The following is an 18,750-nucleotide window of genomic DNA, read 5'->3' on the forward strand; positions in this document are numbered from 1 at the left end:
TTTGAAGGAGCTAAAGCAACAGCTATTATTATGAGTTTGTTGGAAACAGCTAAACGTCATCAACTAAATAGTGAAAAATATCTATCCTATCTTCTAGAATGTCTTCCAAACGAGGAAACTCTCGTAAACAAAGAGGTTTTAGAGGCTTATTTACCATGGACTAAAGTTGTACAAGAAAAGTGCAAATAAGAAATCTCCAGATTAGGAACTATCCGTGAGTTCTCTAGTCTGGAGATTTTTCAATATACTTCGTTATTGGGCGGTTACAGTAAAGTAAAACTATTGGAGGATATTTTAATGCCACAACCTATTAGTCCCACAGAGCTTCCACAATCTCGTCCTTTTGATTTTAAAAAGAGAAATGACATTCTGCTTAAAATTCAGCAGAAAATCATTTAGAAGATAAGAAGAATGTTCGTCTCTTAGAAGCCAATCAGGTTGAAGAATTAGGGTTTGAGATAGAAGTTTTATAAAAAATCAAAAAAATAAACAACAAAAACAAACACAAACTATTGACTTTTTCAAACAATAGTAGTATATTATGTTTGTGAGGACTAATTGACTGTTTCTTAAAGACAGCCAATACACTGCTGGAATCCAGCCTAGAAAAAATAAAAAGGAGTATACAATATGTCTATTGTTATCGGTGCAGATGCTGCAGGTTTGAGATTAAAAGAAGTGGTGAAAGACTTCTTAGAAAAAGAAAACTTCCACCTTGTGGATGTTACAGCTGAAGGTCAAGACTTTGTTGATGTGACTCTCGCTGTTGCTGCAGAAGTAAACAAAGAAGAACAAAACCTTGGTATCGTGATTGATGCTTATGGAGCTGGTCCATTTATGGTCGCAACTAAGATCAAAGGAATGGTTGCTGCAGAAGTATCTGACGAACGTTCAGCTTATATGACTCGTGGCCACAACAACTCACGTATGATCACTATGGGTGCACAACTTGTTGGTGATGAATTGGCTAAAAACATCGCTAAAGGATTTGTTAACGGTAAATATGATGGTGGACGTCACCAAATTCGTGTCGACATGTTGAACAAAATGTGCTAATTAGATTATAGTAAGAAAGGTAAGTTAAAAATGAGAATTGCAATTGGATGTGACCACATCGTAACAGATGAAAAAATGGCGGTTTCAGAATTTTTGAAATCAAAAGGATATGAAGTTATTGACTTTGGTACCTATGACCATACACGTACTCACTACCCAATCTTTGGTAAAAAAGTAGGGGAAGCTGTAACTAGCGGTCAAGCTGATCTTGGGGTATGTATCTGTGGTACTGGTGTTGGTATCAACAACGCTGTAAATAAAGTTCCAGGTGTTCGTTCTGCCTTGGTTCGTGATATGACAACAGCCCTTTATGCTAAAGAGCAATTGAACGCTAACGTTATCGGTTTTGGTGGTAAGATTACTGGTGAATTGCTTATGTGTGATATCATCGAAGCTTTCATCCATGCTGAATACAAACCATCTGAAGAAAACAAGAAATTGATTGCGAAAATTGAACACCTTGAAAGTCACAATGCTCGACAAACAGACGCAAACTTCTTCACTGAATTCCTTGAAAAATGGGATCGCGGAGAATACCACGACTAAGAGGTGACCTATGATTTTAACAGTCACAATGAACCCATCCATTGATATTTCCTATCCCTTGGATGAGTTAAAGATTGATACTGTCAATCGTGTGGTGGATGTAACCAAAACGGCTGGTGGTAAGGGGCTCAATGTTACCCGAGTACTTTCAGAATTTGGGGATTCTGTTCTTGCTACTGGTTTAGTAGGTGGCAAACTTGGTGAGTTTTTGGTTGAACATATCGATGATCAAGTAAAGAAAGATTTCTTCTCAATTCAGGGAGAAACTCGGAACTGTATTGCTATTCTCCACGGAGACAACCAAACAGAAGTTCTTGAAAAAGGTCCTGAAGTATTGGAACAAGAAGGTCAAGACTTTTTGAAACATTTCAAAAAACTCTTGGAATCAGTTGAAGTAGTAGCCATATCGGGTAGTCTGCCAGCTGGTCTTCCAGTTGATTACTATGCGAGCTTGGTAGAACTTGCTAATCAAGCTGGCAAGCCTGTTGTCTTGGACTGCTCTGGTGCAGCACTTCAGGCGGTTCTTGAATCACCACATAAACCAACAGTCATCAAACCAAATAATGAGGAATTATCTCAACTTCTAGGAAGAGAAGTTTCTGAGGATTTGGATGAATTAAAAGAAGTCCTTCAGGAACCTTTGTTTGCAGGTATTGAATGGATTATTGTTTCACTTGGTGCCAACGGTACTTTTGCCAAATATGGTGACACTTTCTACAAGGTAGATATTCCTAGAATTCAGGTGGTAAATCCTGTTGGATCTGGAGACTCTACTGTGGCAGGAATTTCTTCAGGACTTCTTCACAAAGAATCGGATGCAGAATTACTCATCAAGGCAAATGTCCTTGGTATGCTCAATGCTCAAGAAAAAATGACTGGTCATGTCAACATGGCCAACTATCAAGCTCTATATGATCAATTAATAGTAAAAGAGGTATAAAATGGCTTTAACAGAACAAAAACGTGTACGCTTAGAAAAACTTTCTGATGAAAATGGTATCATCTCAGCTCTTGCATTTGACCAACGTGGTGCTTTGAAACGCCTCATGGCTCAACACCAAACAGAAGAACCAACTGTGGCCCAAATGGAAGAACTTAAAGTCTTGGTAGCAGATGAATTGACTAAATACGCTTCATCTATGCTTCTTGACCCTGAGTATGGACTTCCAGCAACTAAAGCTCTTGATGAAAAAGCTGGTCTTCTCCTTGCTTATGAAAAAACAGGTTATGACACAACAAGCACAAAACGCTTGCCAGACTGCTTGGATGTTTGGTCTGCAAAACGTATTAAAGAAGAAGGTGCAGATGCAGTTAAATTCTTGCTTTACTATGATGTAGATAGCTCAGACGAACTCAATCAAGAAAAACAAGCCTACATCGAACGCATCGGTTCTGAGTGTGTGGCTGAAGATATCCCATTCTTCCTTGAAATCCTTGCTTACGATGAAAAAATTGCGGATGCAGGTTCTGTAGAATACGCGAAAGTAAAACCACACAAAGTTATCGGCGCTATGAAAGTCTTTTCAGACCCACGCTTTAACATTGATGTCTTGAAAGTTGAAGTTCCTGTTAACATTAAATATGTTGAAGGCTTCGCTGAAGGTGAAGTGGTTTACACACGTGAAGAAGCAGCAGCCTTCTTCAAAGCTCAAGATGAAGCAACGAACTTGCCATACATCTACTTGAGTGCTGGTGTATCAGCTAAACTCTTCCAAGATACTCTTGTATTTGCTCATGAATCAGGTGCAAACTTTAACGGAGTTCTTTGTGGCCGTGCTACATGGGCTGGATCAGTTGAAGCATACATCAAAGATGGTGAAGCAGCAGCTCGTGAATGGCTTCGCACAACTGGTTTTGAAAACATTGACGAACTCAACAAAGTTCTTCAAACAACAGCGACTTCATGGAAAGAACGCGTGTAAGCAAGTCCTCCTAGGTTAGGAACATGAATCTAAAAAAATTTTAAAAAAAGTTGTATGTAAAGGTTTACAAATTAACTTACTTGTGCTACACTTAAATCACAAGTTAATATGAATTAGAAAGTAACTAGATGAAGTATAATAAAAATAAGGTATAGTTTATTTTACGAGCTAGGAAGGAATAATACGGAAACAATATTGCCAGAATAAACTATATTTAGACGCACATTTCAATTCGTTGTTTTATAAAAGGAGAAGATAAATGGCTACTAAAAAGAGTTTTAAAGCGTTAGTTGTAGGACTAGGTATTGTTTCAATATTCTCATCAGCCTTACCTATGGTTAGTCATTCTGTATTTGCAGATAGTGCCCTAACTAGAGTAGATAAAGCAAATGATATTGTTTTGAATGTTGATGGGAATAAATTTTATAATGTTTCGGTTTCAGAAGATATTGTAAATGCTGGTCAAATTTTGGAAGATTATTTTTATGTAGATAAATTTGGAAATATAAATTTAAAAGGTACTCCTGAAGAGCTAGCAAAAAATATTGGTATTTCTGTACAAGAAGCAAGTTTGATGTATGAAGCTGTAAAAGAGTTGCCTAACGTTTACGAAAGAGGTCCTGTAGGTTTTCGTTTCAATCTTGGTCCTCAAGTGAGGGGGATGGGTGGCTGGGCTGCTGGAGCTTTCGCTACTGGATATGCTGGATGGCATTTAAAACAATTTGCGGTTAATCCTGTTACGGCTGGGTTTGTTGCTGTAATAAGTGGTGCGATTGGCTGGGCTGTAAAAACTGCTGTAGAAAATTATTGGACAGTTGCTGTAGCTACAGTAGAGGTGCCATTTGTAAACCTTGTTTACACCATAGATTTACCTTAAAGGTTATTTCTTTATGAATAGTTCGTTTAAAAAAATAACCGTATTTTGTTTTATAGTTTCTTGTGTTCTTTGTTTATTAGATTTAATGAATTTTAAAAATGTAGCTACTTTTTTATTTTTCTGTCTTCCTGTTTTTGTTTTGATTTACAAAAATAAATAAAAACAGATCCTCTGTTTGATGTATTTTAGAACATAGTTAAGTTTAAAAAAAGTTGTATGTAAAGGTTTACAAAATGACTTGCTTGTGCTATACTTAAATCACAAGTTAATACAAGGTGAGTGTTACTAAGTAATATTAGGCATGATCACGGGTGAATTAGGAATCGGATGATTTTCTAGTTCATTTGTGGTCATTTTTTGTACTCATATACCTTTAAGATATAAAAGGAGGTTGACATGTATCGAATTCTAAATCCAATGAATCATAATGTCTCGCTTGTCAGAAATGATAAAGGAGAAGAAGTGATTGTAATTGGTAAGGGGATTGCATTTGGAAAGAAGAAGGGAGATTTGATTGCTGAACACCAGGTTGAGAAAATCTTTCGGATGAAGACCGAAGAGTCCAGAGAAAACTTTATGGCTCTTCTCAAAGATGTTCCGCTTGATTTTATCACAGTGACCTATGAAATCATTGATAAGCTATCAAAGAAATATCATTATCCGATTCAAGAGTATCTCTATGTAACCTTGACAGATCATATTTACTGTTCTTACCAAGCTCTAACTCAAGGAAGGTACAAGGATAGTAATCTGCCAGATATTTCCACTAAGTATCCTGTCGCTTTTCAAATCGCAAATGAAGCTTTTGAAATTTACCGTCAGAAGCTAGCGGATCATTTTCCTGAGGACGAAATTATTCGGATTGCTTATCATTTCATTAATGCCGAAGGTGAAAATGAAGTGGAACTTGTGGAGACGATTGATAAGAGGAAAGAAATTCTCAGGAATGTTGAAGAAGTTTTGAAGGACTATGCAATTCAACGAACCAAAGAGAATAACCATTTCTATGATCGTTTTATGATTCATTTGAATTATTTCTTGGATTATTTAGACAGATCTAGAGATGATAACCAATCACTTCTGGATATGGAAGATCATATTAAACAATCCTATCCAAAAGCCTTCGAGATTGGTTCCAAGATCTATGATGTGATTACGCAACATACGGGTCTTGATTTGTATAAAAGTGAACGAGTTTATCTAGTTCTACATATCCAACGTTTATTGTCATAAAAATTATTTAAAATTATATAAGGAGAATTCTATCATGAATAGAGAAGAAGTAACATTGTTAGGTTTTGAAATCGTAGCCTATGCTGGCGATGCTCGTTCAAAACTATTGGAAGCTTTAAAGGCTGCTGAAGCTGGTGATTTTGAAAAAGCGGACGCTCTGGTAGAGGAAGCTGGTAGCTGTATTGCAGAGGCTCACCACGCGCAAACAAGTCTATTGACTAAGGAAGCTTCTGGTGAGGATTTAGCTTATAGTGTAACCATGATGCATGGCCAAGACCACTTGATGACAACTATCTTGTTAAAAGACTTGATGCACCACTTAATCGAACTTTATAAGAGAGGAGTTAAATAATGAACAAACTCATTGCATTTATCGAGAAAGGAAAGCCTTTCTTTGAGAAACTATCTCGTAATATCTATCTTCGTGCTATTCGTGATGGTTTTATTGCTGGTATGCCTGTTATTCTCTTCTCAAGTATCTTTATCTTGATTGCCTTTGTACCAAACTCATGGGGCTTTAAATGGTCTGATGAAGTTGTAGCCTTTCTGATGAAACCGTATAGCTATTCAATGGGAATTTTGGCTCTCTTAGTAGCTGGTACAACTGCCAAGTCATTGACCGACTCAGTTAACCGTAGCATGGAGAAAACCAATCAAATCAACTATATGTCAACATTGTTGGCAGCAATTGTTGGTTTGTTGATGTTAGCAGCTGATCCTATCGAAAATGGTCTAGCTACTGGATTCTTGGGGACAAAAGGTTTGCTTTCAGCCTTCCTTGCTGCCTTTGTTACCGTAGCCATCTATAAGGTTTGTGTTAAGAACAACGTCACTATTCGTATGCCTGACGAAGTTCCACCAAATATCTCACAAATCTTTAAAGATGTGATTCCATTCACTCTATCAGTGGTTTCTCTTTATGCTCTTGATTTACTAGCACGTCATTTTGTGGGTGCTAGTGTAGCAGAATCAATCGGTAAATTCTTTGCACCACTCTTCTCTGCAGCTGATGGTTATCTAGGTATTACGATTATCTTTGGTGCCTTTGCCTTCTTCTGGTTTGTTGGTATCCATGGTCCATCTATCGTTGAGCCAGCTATCGCAGCTATTACCTATGCCAATACCGAAGTCAACTTGAACCTTCTCCAACAAGGTATGCACGCTGACAAGATTCTTACTTCTGGTACACAAATGTTTATCGTTACCATGGGTGGTACTGGTGCGACACTAGTTGTTCCATTCATGTTCATGTGGTTAACAAAATCTAAACGTAACCGTGCAATCGGACGTGCTTCAGTAGTTCCTACCTTCTTCGGTGTCAACGAACCAATCTTGTTTGGTGCACCACTTGTATTGAACCCAATCTTCTTCATTCCATTTATCTTTGCTCCAATCGCAAACGTATGGATCTTTAAATTCTTTATTGAAACTCTTGGAATGAATTCATTTACTGCTAATCTACCATGGACAACCCCAGCTCCACTAGGTCTAGTTCTTGGAACTAACTTCCAAGTGCTATCATTCATTCTTGCCGCCCTTCTAATTGTGGTTGACGTAGTCATTTACTACCCATTCCTTAAAGTTTATGATGAACAAATTCTAGAAGAAGAACGTTCAGGTAAATCTAATGATGAATTGAAAGAAAAAGTTGCTGCAAACTTCAACACTGCAAAAGCGGATGCTATTCTTGAAAAAGCGGGTGTAGAAGCAGCACAAAATAAAATCACTGAAGAAACAAATGTCCTCGTTCTCTGTGCTGGTGGAGGTACAAGTGGACTCCTTGCAAATGCTTTGAATAAGGCAGCAGCAGAATACAATGTCCCTGTGAAAGCAGCAGCAGGTGGCTATGGTGCTCACCGTGAAATGTTACCAGAGTTTGATCTTGTTATTCTTGCCCCTCAAGTTGCTTCAAACTTTGAAGACATGAAAGCAGAAACAGATAAGCTCGGTATTAAACTTGCCAAGACAGAAGGCGCTCAATACATCAAATTAACTCGTGATGGAAAAGGTGCTCTAGCATTTGTACAAGAGCAATTCGATTAAGGCTAGGAACTGTGAAACAGTCTCCCATCGTTACGGAAATCGCTATGGCGAATTTCCTAATCGCCTTATTAATTCGTCGGTAAAAAGATATCGTTTTTACCTCCTCATGTCACAATTCGGTGACTTGGTACAAGAAGTGAGATGGAGAAGGATGGCTCACTGACTCCTCTCCTCTCACTTTTACTTTATTTAAATCAAGAAATAGGTGAAAAAAATGACAAAAACACTTCCAAAAGACTTTATTTTTGGTGGCGCAACAGCTGCCTATCAAGCAGAAGGTGCTACACATACTGATGGTAAAGGACCAGTAGCGTGGGATAAATATCTTGAAGATAACTACTGGTACACTGCAGAACCAGCCAGTGATTTTTACAATCGATATCCAGTTGACCTCAAGCTAGCAGAAGAGTATGGTGTCAATGGCATTCGAATTTCTATTGCCTGGTCACGTATTTTCCCGACTGGTTATGGTCAAGTAAATGCTAAAGGTGTTGAGTTTTATCATAATTTATTTGCAGAGTGTCACAAACGTCATGTTGAGCCCTTTGTAACTCTTCATCACTTTGACACGCCAGAAGCTCTCCACTCAAATGGAGACTTCTTAAACCGTGAAAATATCGAACATTTTGTAGACTACGCTGCCTTCTGTTTTGAAGAATTTCCAGAAGTAAACTATTGGACAACCTTTAATGAAATTGGACCAATCGGTGATGGTCAATACTTGGTTGGGAAATTCCCTCCAGGTATTCAGTACGACCTTGCCAAAGTCTTCCAATCGCACCACAATATGATGGTGTCTCATGCACGTGCAGTCAAGCTATATAAAGATAAAGGATATAAAGGGGAAATTGGTGTTGTTCACGCCCTGCCTACTAAATATCCTCTAGATCATGAAAATCCAGCAGATGTTCGTGCAGCTGAGTTGGAAGATATCATCCACAATAAATTCATCTTAGACGCAACTTATCTAGGTCGCTATTCAGCTGAAACCATGGAAGGTGTCAACCATATCTTATCAGTCAATGGTGGTAGTTTGGATCTTCGTGAAGAAGATTTCACAGCATTAGAAGCTGCGAAAGACTTGAACGACTTCCTTGGAATCAATTACTATATGAGTGACTGGATGGAAGCCTTTGATGGCGAAACTGAAATCATTCATAATGGTAAGGGTGAGAAAGGAAGCTCTAAATATCAAATCAAAGGTGTTGGTCGTCGTGTAGCTCCTGATTATGTACCACGTACGGATTGGGATTGGATTATCTACCCTCAAGGTTTGTATGACCAAATCATGCGCGTGAAGAAAGATTATCCGAACTATAAGAAAATCTACATCACTGAAAATGGACTTGGTTATAAAGATGAGTTCGTTGATAATACTGTTTACGACGATGGTCGTATTGATTATGTGAAACAACACTTGGAAGTCTTGTCTGATGCGATTGCAGATGGAGCGAATGTAAAAGGTTACTTCATTTGGTCATTGATGGACGTCTTCTCATGGTCAAACGGTTATGAGAAACGTTATGGTCTCTTCTATGTAGACTTTGAAACTCAAGAACGTTATCCTAAGAAATCAGCTCACTGGTACAAGAAAGTAGCGGAAACTCAAGTGATTGAGTAGTAGAATGAGTCATTAGATATAGAATTTTAGTGAGGTAAAAGATGTTCAAAGATTTTATCCAATCAATTTATGAAAAAGTTTATATTATCAATTTTGATAAATGTTCTCAAATACCGTGTTTGACGAATGAGGAGTTGAAAAATCTTGGGAAATGGTATGTCTCGACTGGTAAAGAATGGATTTGTCATTCAGATGATGAGCTGGCAGAATTTAAAAATCTATTTTTAAATGTTATCAATCCTGAAGAACGGGATACTATCTCCTTTGATTCAGATTTTATGCCGTTTCAACAATCGTAACCAATTTCTCAAAAAAGTTAAATCTTATATTTAGTACTCTGTAAAACTCTTATCTAATCACCTTGCTTATACTCAATGAACATCAAAGAGCAAATTTAAACTAGGAAGCGAGTCGCAGATTTCTCAATGCATAGCTTTGAGGTGGCAGATAAAGCAATTGGGCAAAAAGTCTTTAACGCAGAAAAACGCATAATATCAGGTGTTGAAAAAACTTGATACTATGCGTTTTATTGTGGGAAGATTTACTTCATTTTCTTCTGAAATTGAGTTGTTACCCAGAATCTTTCAGTTGATTAAGGCTTGATGACTTTAGTAAGTTTAGATAGTTCAAAAAGGATTGAATCACTTAGTTTAGAATCTGAAACAATAGTATCAAGATTTGATACATTATAAAAAGTATAAAAATCAAACTTATTGAACTTACTATGATCTGCGAGTAAATATTTTTTATTAGAATTATTTAAAGCGATGCCTTGAGCCTCTCCCTCTTCCTCGCTAAAAGTAGCTAGAGCCCCGTTTTGAATACCATTACAGCTAACGAAAGCTTTAGAAAATTGGAGATTAGAGAGATTTTGTAGGGTCAATGTGCCAACAAAAGCACCTGTAATATCGCGATAATTTCCACCTATCAAAATCAAATCTGTTAATTTTCGTTCGCTTAAAATCAGAAAAACAGGTAGACTGTTGGTCACGACGCGGATATTGTCAATAGGCAACTCACGCGCAAAAAATTCTAATGTTGTTCCTGGTCCAATAAAAATAGTTTCTCTTTCTTCTACTAGACTGCCTGCAAAACGGGCTATTTCTTGTTTTTCTGCCGTTTGGAGGGCTTGTTTTTCAATATTTGATCGCTCATTAGTCAAAAGGGAGTTGGTTCGAAGTTTTTCAGCTCCACCATGCACACGAATCAGCAAATCTTTATCAGCTAATTCCTGTAAATAGCGCCTTGCAGTCATATCTGAAACGGCTATTTCGTCCATAATCTGTTTAACCGTTATGGTTCCTTTACTATTTACTGTTTCTAAAATTTTGGTTAATTTTTCTTGTTTGAGCATATTATCACCTCGTTTCCTACTACTATCTTACCATAAACTAGCTCATCATTCAAATACAAAAACAACAAAATAAAACAAAAACAAAAATATCGAGGTTTATTTTCAAAACTTTCGATATTTTTATTAAGTTATTATTTTGTTGTTTCTAGTTTACTTTTTATGATTGAGAGTGGTGGAGAATTATACTCAATGAAAATCAAAGAGCAAACTAGGAAGCTAGCCGTAGGTTGCTCAAAACACAGTTTTGAGGTTGTAGATAAGACTGACGAAGTCAGTGAGCATATCTACGGCAAGGCGAAGCTGACGTGGTTTGAAGAGATTTTCGAAGAGTATTAGTCCAAACCGTAGTTGTAGTCATCATCTTGCATGGTTTCAACTTCACCAAGGAGGTAACCATTTCCGACTTGAGAGAAGAAGTCGTGGTTAGATGTTCCTGTTGAAATACCGTTCATAACGATTGGATTGACATCATCTGCTGAGTCTGGGAAGAGTGGATCTTGTCCCAGATTCATGAGAGCCTTGTTAGCATTGTAACGAAGGAAGGTTTTAACTTCTTCCGTCCAACCAACACCGTCATAGAGGCTCTCTGTGTAGCCTTCTTCATTTTCATAAAGAGTATAGAGTAAGTCGTACATCCATTCTTTTAGCTTTTCTTGCTCTTCTTCAGGTAATTCATTGAAACCAAGTTGGAATTTGTAACCAATGTAGGTTCCGTGAACAGATTCATCACGAATAATCAATTTGATGATTTCCGCAACGTTGGCAAGTTTGTTGTTACCAAGATAGTAGAGGGGAGTGAAGAAACCTGAATAGAAGAGGAAGGTTTCTAGGAAAACGCTAGCAACTTTCTTTTCAAGTGGGCTACCGTTTAGGTAGATTTCGTTGACAATCTCAGCCTTCTTTTGTAGGTAAGGATTGGTATTGGTCCATTCGAAAATTTCTTCAATCTCAGCCTTAGTATTTAAGGTAGAGAAGATTGATGAGTAAGATTTAGCGTGAACAGATTCCATAAATTGGATGTTATTGAAAACAGCTTCCTCATGTGGTGTACGGATATCTGCGCGAAGGGCTTGAACCCCAGTTTCAGATTGCATAGTGTCGAGAAGGGTTAAACCACCAAAAACTTTTCCGACCAAGTCTTTCTCTTTGTTAGATAGCTTTCTCCAGTCATCCAAGTCGTTTGACAAGGGAATACGTGTATCGAGCCAGAATTGCTCCGTCAGCTTTTCCCAAGTTGATTTATCGATGACATCTTCGATGGCATTCCAGTTAATGGCTTTGTAGTAAGTTTCCATTTGAAATCTCTTTCTGTGTTTAGTATTGCGAACTCACAATTATTTCTATTTTACCATAATTCTATAGGAGTATCGCACAAAAAGTCGGAAGCCCGACTTTTAAAATGTTACATAAATTATGTTATGACCTAGTAGATTTGATTTTATCAGTGCTGCTTAGGGAAAAATAGTGTTTCTATGCTAGAAACTAAATCACACAGCTTTCACATTGGTTGGCACCGACTTCTCCACCGTCATCTGTAAAGGTGCGGACGTAGTAGATAGACTTGATTCCCTTGTTAAAGGCATAGTTCCGAAGGATGGACAAGTCACGTGTCGTTTGTTTATTTTCCCTCTTCCATTCGTAAAGGCCTTTTGGAATGTCACTGCGCATGAAGAGGGTGAGTGAAAGTCCTTGATCCACGTGTTCAGTCGCAGCAGCGTAAACATCGATGACTTTACGCATATCCATATCGTAGGCAGAAGTGTAGTAAGGAATGGTTTCTGTAGACAAGCCAGCAGCAGGATAGTAGATTTTCCCAATTTTCTTCTCTTGGCGTTCTTCGATACGTTGCGTAATCGGGTGGATAGAAGCAGAAACGTCGTTGATGTAACTGATCGAACCATTTGGCGCTACAGCAAGGCGGTTTTGGTGGTAAAGACCATCTGCTTGAACCTTGTCGCGAAGTTCAGCCCAGTCAGCAGCACTTGGGATAAAGACATCTTTGAAGAGTTCTTTAACACGGTCTGATTTTGGAACAAACTCGCCAGTTATATACTTATCAAAGTAGCTTCCCTTAGCATAGTCTGATTTTTCAAAGTTGTGGAAGGTAATACCACGTTCACGCGCAATATTGTTTGACTCAACCAAAGTCCAGTAGTTCATAAGCATAAAGTAGATGCTTGTAAATTCAACAGACTCAGGTGAACCATATTCAATGAGTTGTTGGGCAAGGTAGCTGTGAAGTCCCATGGCACCAAGACCAAAGGTATGAGCTTGGCTATTTCCATGGTCAATAGTTGGTACAGCTACGATGTGTGAACTATCTGTAACGAAAGTTAAAGCACGAACCATAGCACGGATTGAGCGACCAAAGTCAGGTGAAGTCATCATGTTGACCACGTTGGTTGAACCAAGGTTACATGAAACATCCGTCCCCATTTGAAGGAATTCTTGAGCATCGTTGATCAAGCTTGGTTCTTGAACTTGAAGAATCTCAGAACACAAGTTGCTCATGATAATCTTACCATCAACAGGATTTGCACAGTTAGCCGTATCGATGTTGACTACATAAGGGTAGCCAGACTCTTGTTGCAATTTAGAGATTTCAGTTTCTAAATCACGCGCCTTGATTTTTGTCTTGCGAATATTTGGATTCGCGACCAATTCATCGTATTTTTCAGTGATGTCAATGTAGTTGAATGGCACACCGTATTCTTTTTCTACAGAGTAAGGACTGAAGAGGTACATTTCTTCATTTTTACGAGCCAATTCGTAGAATTTATCTGGTACTACAACACCAAGTGAAAGGGTCTTAACACGAACTTTTTCATCGGCATTTTCTTTCTTAGTTGAAAGGAAGGCGATGATGTCTGGGTGAAAGACATTGAGGTAGACAACTCCTGCACCTTGACGTTGCCCCAATTGGTTAGAGTAAGAGAAGCTGTCTTCGAAGAGTTTCATAACTGGCACAACCCCAGAGGCTGCTCCTTCATAACCCTTGATAGGTGCACCAGCTTCACGAAGGTTGCTGAGGGTAATTCCCACACCACCACCAATACGTGAAAGTTGAAGGGCTGAGTTGATAGAACGTCCAATAGAGTTCATATCATCCGTTACTTGGATTAGGAAGCAAGATACTAACTCCCCACGGCGAGCACGTCCAGCATTCAAGAAGGAAGGAGTAGCAGGTTGGTAGCGTTGGTGGATGATTTCATTGGCAATATCGATTGCAATAGCTTCATTCCCATCAGCAAAATAAAGGGCGTTAAAGAAGACACGGTCTTCCATGCTTTCAAGATAGTATTCACCGTCGTTAGTTTTCAAAGCATATTGATTGTAAAACTTATAAGCTGCCATGAAAGACTTGAATTGGAAATTTTGGTCTTTGATAAATTGAGCCAATTCTTCCAAGAACTCTGGACGGTATTTCTTGATAAAGGCTGTTTCGATGTAGTTGTGGTCAATGAGGTAGTTGATTTTATCTTTAATTGAATCAAAAACCATAGTGTTTGGAACGACATTTTCTTTAAAGAAGGCATCCAAGGCTTCCTTATCTTTATGAAGCATGATTTGTCCATTGACAGGACGGTTGATTTCGTTATTGAGACGGAAGTAAGTCACGTCTTCAAGATGTTTTAATCCCATAAAATTTCCCTTATCTAATTACAAAAGAAAGGACTCTAAGTTAGCCCTAGAAGCAGTTTCTTCTGGATGATGTACTAAGATTATGCTAATTGTTTCAGTTTTCCTGGTTGGAAACCTGAAAAGACTTCAGTTGGTGTTTGGATAACAGGAGCTGCGCTAAAACCGAGCTCTTTAACTTGATCGATGTACTCAGGTTGCTCATCAAGATTGATTTCACGATAAGAGACATTATTACTGTCCAAGAAACGTTTGGTCATCTTACATTGGACACAGTTGTTTTTAGAATAAACGGTTACCATTGTGTAACTCCTCTTCAAAATTTAATACTATCCTAGTATATCAGAAAATAAAATTTTGTCAATGATTTGAACTAAATATAGTGGTCTGTTTTTCTAGTCAAGCTCACAAAACACAATATGTAGTGTTTGTTTTATAAAACAGCAATAATTATCCTATAAATTGTTTTTGAAGAAACTATATCCTGTGTTTTGTTATCTAGGATAGAAGATTTTCAGCAAGTTATCTGAAAGGAAATTGAAGGAAAATCCAGAAAATGCTTGAAAAAAATCCTAGAAGATGATATAATACCAAATTGTAAGGGTTATCACATATAACTCAAAAAAGAAAGAACAAAAGGAGAGTCAAACTATGGCTTCTAAAGATTTCCACGTAGTGGCAGAAACAGGTATTCACGCACGTCCAGCAACATTGTTGGTACAAACTGCTAGCAAATTTGCTTCAGATATCACTCTTGAGTACAAAGGTAAATCAGTTAACCTTAAATCAATTATGGGTGTTATGAGTCTTGGTGTTGGCCAAGGTGCTGACGTAACTATCTCAGCTGAAGGTGCAGATGCAGATGACGCTATCGCTGCAATCTCAGAAACAATGGAAAAAGAAGGATTGGCATAAGGGAAATGACAGAAATGCTTAAAGGAATCGCGGCATCTGACGGTGTTGCAGTTGCAAAAGCATATCTACTCGTTCAACCGGATTTGTCATTCGAGACTATTTCAGTCGAAGATACAAACGCAGAAGAGGCTCGTTTGGATGTTGCTCTTGAAGCTTCTCAAAACGAGCTTTCTCTTATCCGCGAGAAAGCTGTAGGTACGCTTGGTGAAGAAGCGGCTCAAGTTTTTGACGCTCATTTGATGGTTCTTTCTGACCCAGAATTGATTGGTCAGATTAAAGAAACAATTCGTGCTAAGAAAGTCAATGCAGAAGCAGGTCTTAAAGAAGTGACTGATATGTTCATCACGATCTTTGAAGGCATGGAAGACAACCCATATATGCAAGAACGTGCAGCGGATATCCGCGACGTGACAAAACGTGTATTGGCAAACCTTCTTGGTAAGAAATTGCCAAACCCAGCTTCTATCAATGAAGAAGTAATCGTGATTGCGCATGACTTGACACCATCTGATACAGCTCAATTGGACAAAAACTTTGTAAAAGCTTTTGTAACAAACATCGGTGGACGTACAAGCCACTCAGCTATTATGGCACGTACACTTGAAATTGCAGCTGTATTGGGAACAAATAACATCACTGAAATCGTCAAAGACGGTGATATCCTTGCCGTTAACGGAATTACTGGTGAAGTGATTATCAACCCAACAGATGAACAAGCGGCAGAATTTAAAGCAGCTGGTGAAGCTTATGCTAAACAAAAAGCTGAATGGGCACTTTTGAAAGATGCTCAAACAGTGACTGCTGACGGTAAACACTTCGAGTTGGCTGCTAACATCGGTACTCCAAAAGACGTTGAAGGTGTTAACAACAACGGTGCAGAAGCTGTTGGACTTTACCGTACAGAATTCTTGTACATGGATTCTCAAGACTTCCCAACTGAAGATGAGCAGTATGAAGCATACAAGGCTGTTCTTGAGGGAATGAATGGTAAACCAGTGGTTGTTCGTACAATGGATATCGGTGGAGATAAGGAACTTCCTTACTTCGATATGCCACATGAAATGAACCCATTCCTTGGATTCCGTGCTCTTCGTATCTCTATTTCTGAAACTGGAGATGCAATGTTCCGTACACAAATCCGTGCCCTTCTTCGTGCTTCTGTTCATGGTCAATTGCGTATCATGTTCCCAATGGTTGCCCTTTTGAAAGAATTCCGTGCAGCTAAAGCAGTCTTTGACGAAGAAAAAGCAAACCTTCTTGCAGAAGGAGTTGCAGTTGCAGATGATATCCAAGTTGGTATCATGATTGAAATTCCTGCAGCAGCCATGCTTGCAGACCAATTTGCTAAAGAAGTAGACTTCTTCTCAATTGGTACAAACGACTTGATCCAATACACAATGGCGGCAGACCGTATGAACGAACAAGTTTCATACCTTTACCAACCATATAACCCATCAATCCTTCGCTTGATCAACAACGTTATCAAGGCAGCTCACGCTGAAGGTAAATGGGCTGGTATGTGTGGTGAGATGGCTGGTGACCAAACAGCTGTTCCACTGCTTGTCGGAATGGGCTTGGATGAGTTCTCTATGTCAGCAACATCTGTACTTCGTACACGCAGCTTGATGAAGAAACTCGACACAGCTAAGATGGAAGAGTACGCAAACCGTGCCCTTACAGAATGCTCAACAATGGAAGAAGTTCTTGAACTTCAAAAAGAATACGTTAATTTTGATTAATGTGATTAACCTTGTAACCTAGTTGCAAGGTTTTTTGGGCGCATTTTGGAAAAGTATGGTCTAATACTCTTTCAAAATCTCTTCAAACCACGTCAGCGTCGCCTTAACGTAGATATGCTCACTGACTTCGTCAGTCTTATCTACAACCTCAAAACTGTGTTTTGAGCAACCTGCGGCTAGTTTCCTAGTTTGCTCCTTGATTTTCATTGAGTATAAGATAAAAGCAAAGGGCTATCAAGTGATGTAGCCCTTTTGGATTATACAAGCAAATTACCATGCAAAAGCTGTCGTTGGAGCATTGAGTGCTTCTAACCACTGTTTGTTTTTTACGGGGCAAAGAGTTACAGATATACCTGCCATATCCAGACTGGTCATAAATGTTCCTGATTTTATAAAGGTAATAGTGACTCCTTCAATTTCTAAGAGTTGAAGGAGATCATTGATAAATATGCCCATTTCTAGGTTGGTAGTAGTGCCTAGATTATTTACAAGCAATATAAATTGATCACCCTTTTTCCAATGATGGTGCAATCTTAATTTACTTATAATTTCATTTGCAAGGATTTCCGATGATTGGAATGGGACGATACGATAGCCTTCTTCGCCATGTATCCCAATACCATAAGAAATATTTCCTTCTGCTAAGTTAAATAGTGGAAGGGTGGCTTGGGGGAGACTAGCAGATTTCGTTGCAAAGCCAATTGTTGCGATTTCGGTAGCAAGTTCATAACCTAAATTAGTTAGTTGCTCGATGTCAGCACCGTTCTGAGCCGCATATCCTAGGATTTTATGAAGTAAAATAGTCCCTGCAAGCCCTCTTCCTCTAATTTGAAATCTATTGTGAGGTTCAATAGAAATATCGTCGTGTGCTAGACTATAGCCGACCTTAATTCCTTCTTGTCTAGCAGTATTAATGGCCCAGCTAAATTCTTTGATGTCTGCTTCGAAATTTTTTACAATGATGAAGACACCGTGACCATTGTTTAAAAAACGAATGGACTCTAAGATTTCAGTTCTTGTAGGAGGAGTAAATAATTGGCCATAGATAGCAGCAGTAAGCATTCCTTTTCCCACATATCCAATATGAGCGGGTTCGTGACCGGAACCTCCACCCGACAATATTGGAACCTGATGAGGATTGCGATTTTTTTGATAGACTAGTGGTAAAGTAGGGTGTTTTTCTAATTCAGGATGACTGCTGACAGTTGCTGAAATGTAACTTGAAATAATTTTCTGTTTATGATTTGAAATAAATGTCATTGTGGCCTCTTTCCAATAATTGTCATGATGAGATAGTCTGGTTGTGGAACTGGACTTTTTTTATTGACGCAAGCCTTCACGATTTCTGCTAGAGCATGTGAGTGATAATCTAGCAAAAAACAAGTATAAGCAGATGAATCGCTATCAATCTGACCATATTCTCTTAAAATTTTTGATACAAGCAAGCGACAGTAGCTGATAAAGTGGTCATAGAAGTTATTTTGCCCTTGAATATCAAAAAGTTGAATATAAAAATCACGCTCTTGTTCGAAATAAAGAAATAATTCTTGTAATAGTTTTTGGCCTGAAATGAAGTCCAAGTTATTGGTGATATACTCGGTTAAGTCAGTTTCAAATATCCAGTCTAGCAGTTCATATTTGTCAAGAAAATGATTGTAAAAGGTCTGTCTACGAATGCCAGCTGATTCCATGATATCTACAATGGAGATTTTATCAAATTCTCTAGTAGCTAATAGGTCTCTAAATGCCTTGGCAATCCGTTTTTTTGTAATGAGTGATGATGCCATAGGAAGCCTTTCTTTTAC

At 38.4% G+C, this 18,750-nt stretch carries 20 protein-coding genes and 1 pseudogene; 15 read left to right on the plus strand and 6 right to left on the minus strand.

What is annotated here, in order from left to right:
- The 12 genes and pseudogenes from HT691_RS06380 to HT691_RS06435 form a co-directional block, all read left to right on the plus strand.
- Window positions 1-189 (plus strand): transposase domain-containing protein (locus tag HT691_RS06380; protein WP_240154008.1); only part of this gene is annotated, 189 nt, incomplete at its 5' end.
- A 200-nt stretch (window positions 190-389) separates the two neighbouring features.
- A pseudogene (locus HT691_RS06385) lies at window positions 390-473 on the plus strand (aldose epimerase); the annotation flags it as partial.
- A 157-nt stretch (window positions 474-630) separates the two neighbouring features.
- Entirely contained in the window at window positions 631-1,056 is a 426-nt protein-coding gene (gene lacA, locus HT691_RS06390; protein ID WP_000029271.1) for a galactose-6-phosphate isomerase subunit LacA, read from the plus strand.
- A 30-nt stretch (window positions 1,057-1,086) separates the two neighbouring features.
- A complete protein-coding gene (lacB, locus tag HT691_RS06395) occupies window positions 1,087-1,602 on the plus strand; it encodes a galactose-6-phosphate isomerase subunit LacB (RefSeq protein ID WP_138701402.1) in 516 nt (171 codons plus the stop codon).
- Window positions 1,603-1,612: 10 nt separating this feature from the next.
- A complete protein-coding gene (locus tag HT691_RS06400; RefSeq protein ID WP_172925304.1) occupies window positions 1,613-2,542 on the plus strand; it encodes a tagatose-6-phosphate kinase in 930 nt (309 codons plus the stop codon).
- A gap of 1 nt (window position 2,543) precedes the next feature.
- Window positions 2,544-3,524, plus strand: a complete 981-nt coding sequence (gene lacD / locus HT691_RS06405) for a tagatose-bisphosphate aldolase (RefSeq protein WP_001229139.1) — start codon at window positions 2,544-2,546, stop codon at window positions 3,522-3,524.
- 259 nt (window positions 3,525-3,783) lie between these two features.
- Window positions 3,784-4,401: a hypothetical protein gene (locus HT691_RS06410; RefSeq protein ID WP_000201672.1), complete on the plus strand. Its 618-nt coding sequence runs from the start codon at window positions 3,784-3,786 to the stop codon at window positions 4,399-4,401.
- Between the two features lie 396 nt (window positions 4,402-4,797).
- Window positions 4,798-5,634 carry a transcription antiterminator gene (locus HT691_RS06415; RefSeq protein WP_088824506.1) on the plus strand — a complete coding sequence of 279 codons (837 nt, stop codon included), beginning with the start codon at window positions 4,798-4,800 and terminating at the stop codon, window positions 5,632-5,634.
- A gap of 34 nt (window positions 5,635-5,668) precedes the next feature.
- On the plus strand, window positions 5,669-5,986 hold the full coding sequence (locus HT691_RS06420; protein ID WP_001078331.1) for a PTS lactose/cellobiose transporter subunit IIA: 318 nt from the start codon (window positions 5,669-5,671) through the stop codon (window positions 5,984-5,986).
- Window positions 5,986-7,677: a lactose-specific PTS transporter subunit EIIC gene (locus HT691_RS06425; protein ID WP_172921775.1), complete on the plus strand. Its 1,692-nt coding sequence runs from the start codon at window positions 5,986-5,988 to the stop codon at window positions 7,675-7,677. The genes HT691_RS06420 and HT691_RS06425 overlap by 1 nt, the downstream gene beginning before the upstream one ends.
- 214 nt (window positions 7,678-7,891) lie before the next feature.
- Window positions 7,892-9,298, plus strand: a complete 1,407-nt coding sequence (gene lacG / locus HT691_RS06430; protein WP_172921776.1) for a 6-phospho-beta-galactosidase — start codon at window positions 7,892-7,894, stop codon at window positions 9,296-9,298.
- A gap of 41 nt (window positions 9,299-9,339) precedes the next feature.
- Window positions 9,340-9,597 carry a DUF3884 family protein gene (locus HT691_RS06435; RefSeq protein WP_172921777.1) on the plus strand — a complete coding sequence of 86 codons (258 nt, stop codon included), beginning with the start codon at window positions 9,340-9,342 and terminating at the stop codon, window positions 9,595-9,597.
- Window positions 9,598-9,890: 293 nt separating this feature from the next.
- On the opposite strand, the gene HT691_RS06440 is transcribed toward HT691_RS06435, so the two are convergent.
- Window positions 9,891-10,652, minus strand: a complete 762-nt coding sequence (locus HT691_RS06440) for a DeoR/GlpR family DNA-binding transcription regulator (RefSeq protein ID WP_050261957.1) — start codon at window positions 10,650-10,652, stop codon at window positions 9,891-9,893.
- 189 nt (window positions 10,653-10,841) lie between these two features.
- Here HT691_RS06440 and HT691_RS11315 point away from each other — a divergent pair, with 189 nt between their 5' ends.
- A complete protein-coding gene (locus HT691_RS11315) occupies window positions 10,842-10,988 on the plus strand; it encodes a hypothetical protein (RefSeq protein ID WP_023933379.1) in 147 nt (48 codons plus the stop codon).
- On the opposite strand, the gene nrdF is transcribed toward HT691_RS11315, so the two are convergent.
- From nrdF to nrdH, 3 genes are all read right to left on the minus strand, one after another.
- Window positions 10,985-11,947: a class 1b ribonucleoside-diphosphate reductase subunit beta gene (gene nrdF / locus HT691_RS06450; protein WP_050236049.1), complete on the minus strand. Its 963-nt coding sequence runs from the start codon at window positions 11,945-11,947 to the stop codon at window positions 10,985-10,987. The genes HT691_RS11315 and nrdF overlap by 4 nt on opposite strands.
- 187 nt (window positions 11,948-12,134) lie before the next feature.
- Window positions 12,135-14,294, minus strand: a complete 2,160-nt coding sequence (gene nrdE / locus HT691_RS06455) for a class 1b ribonucleoside-diphosphate reductase subunit alpha (RefSeq protein ID WP_172921778.1) — start codon at window positions 14,292-14,294, stop codon at window positions 12,135-12,137.
- 80 nt (window positions 14,295-14,374) lie between these two features.
- Window positions 14,375-14,593, minus strand: coding sequence for a glutaredoxin-like protein NrdH (gene nrdH, locus HT691_RS06460; RefSeq protein ID WP_000259247.1), 219 nt, complete (start codon window positions 14,591-14,593; stop codon window positions 14,375-14,377).
- 349 nt (window positions 14,594-14,942) lie between these two features.
- On the opposite strand from nrdH, the gene HT691_RS06465 reads away from it, so the two are divergent.
- Both HT691_RS06465 and ptsP read left to right on the plus strand, forming a co-directional pair.
- Entirely contained in the window at window positions 14,943-15,206 is a 264-nt protein-coding gene (locus HT691_RS06465) for a phosphocarrier protein HPr (protein ID WP_000146947.1), read from the plus strand.
- A 5-nt stretch (window positions 15,207-15,211) separates the two neighbouring features.
- Window positions 15,212-16,945, plus strand: coding sequence for a phosphoenolpyruvate--protein phosphotransferase (ptsP, locus tag HT691_RS06470; RefSeq protein WP_054388121.1), 1,734 nt, complete (start codon window positions 15,212-15,214; stop codon window positions 16,943-16,945).
- Window positions 16,946-17,215: 270 nt separating this feature from the next.
- Here the strand turns inward: ptsP and dhaQ are convergent, their stop codons facing one another.
- Window positions 17,216-18,205 carry a DhaKLM operon coactivator DhaQ gene (dhaQ, locus tag HT691_RS06480; protein ID WP_054388122.1) on the minus strand — a complete coding sequence of 330 codons (990 nt, stop codon included), beginning with the start codon at window positions 18,203-18,205 and terminating at the stop codon, window positions 17,216-17,218.
- Window positions 18,202-18,732 (minus strand): dihydroxyacetone kinase transcriptional activator DhaS, encoded by a 531-nt coding sequence (dhaS, locus tag HT691_RS06485; RefSeq protein WP_000168611.1) that lies wholly within the window; start codon window positions 18,730-18,732, stop codon window positions 18,202-18,204. Before dhaS ends, dhaQ begins: the two co-directional genes overlap by 4 nt.
- Between the last annotated feature and the right edge of the window lie 18 nt (window positions 18,733-18,750).

Origin of the sequence: Streptococcus sp. 477, assembly GCF_013277295.1 — a bacterium.
Lineage (GTDB): Bacteria > Bacillota > Bacilli > Lactobacillales > Streptococcaceae > Streptococcus > Streptococcus pseudopneumoniae.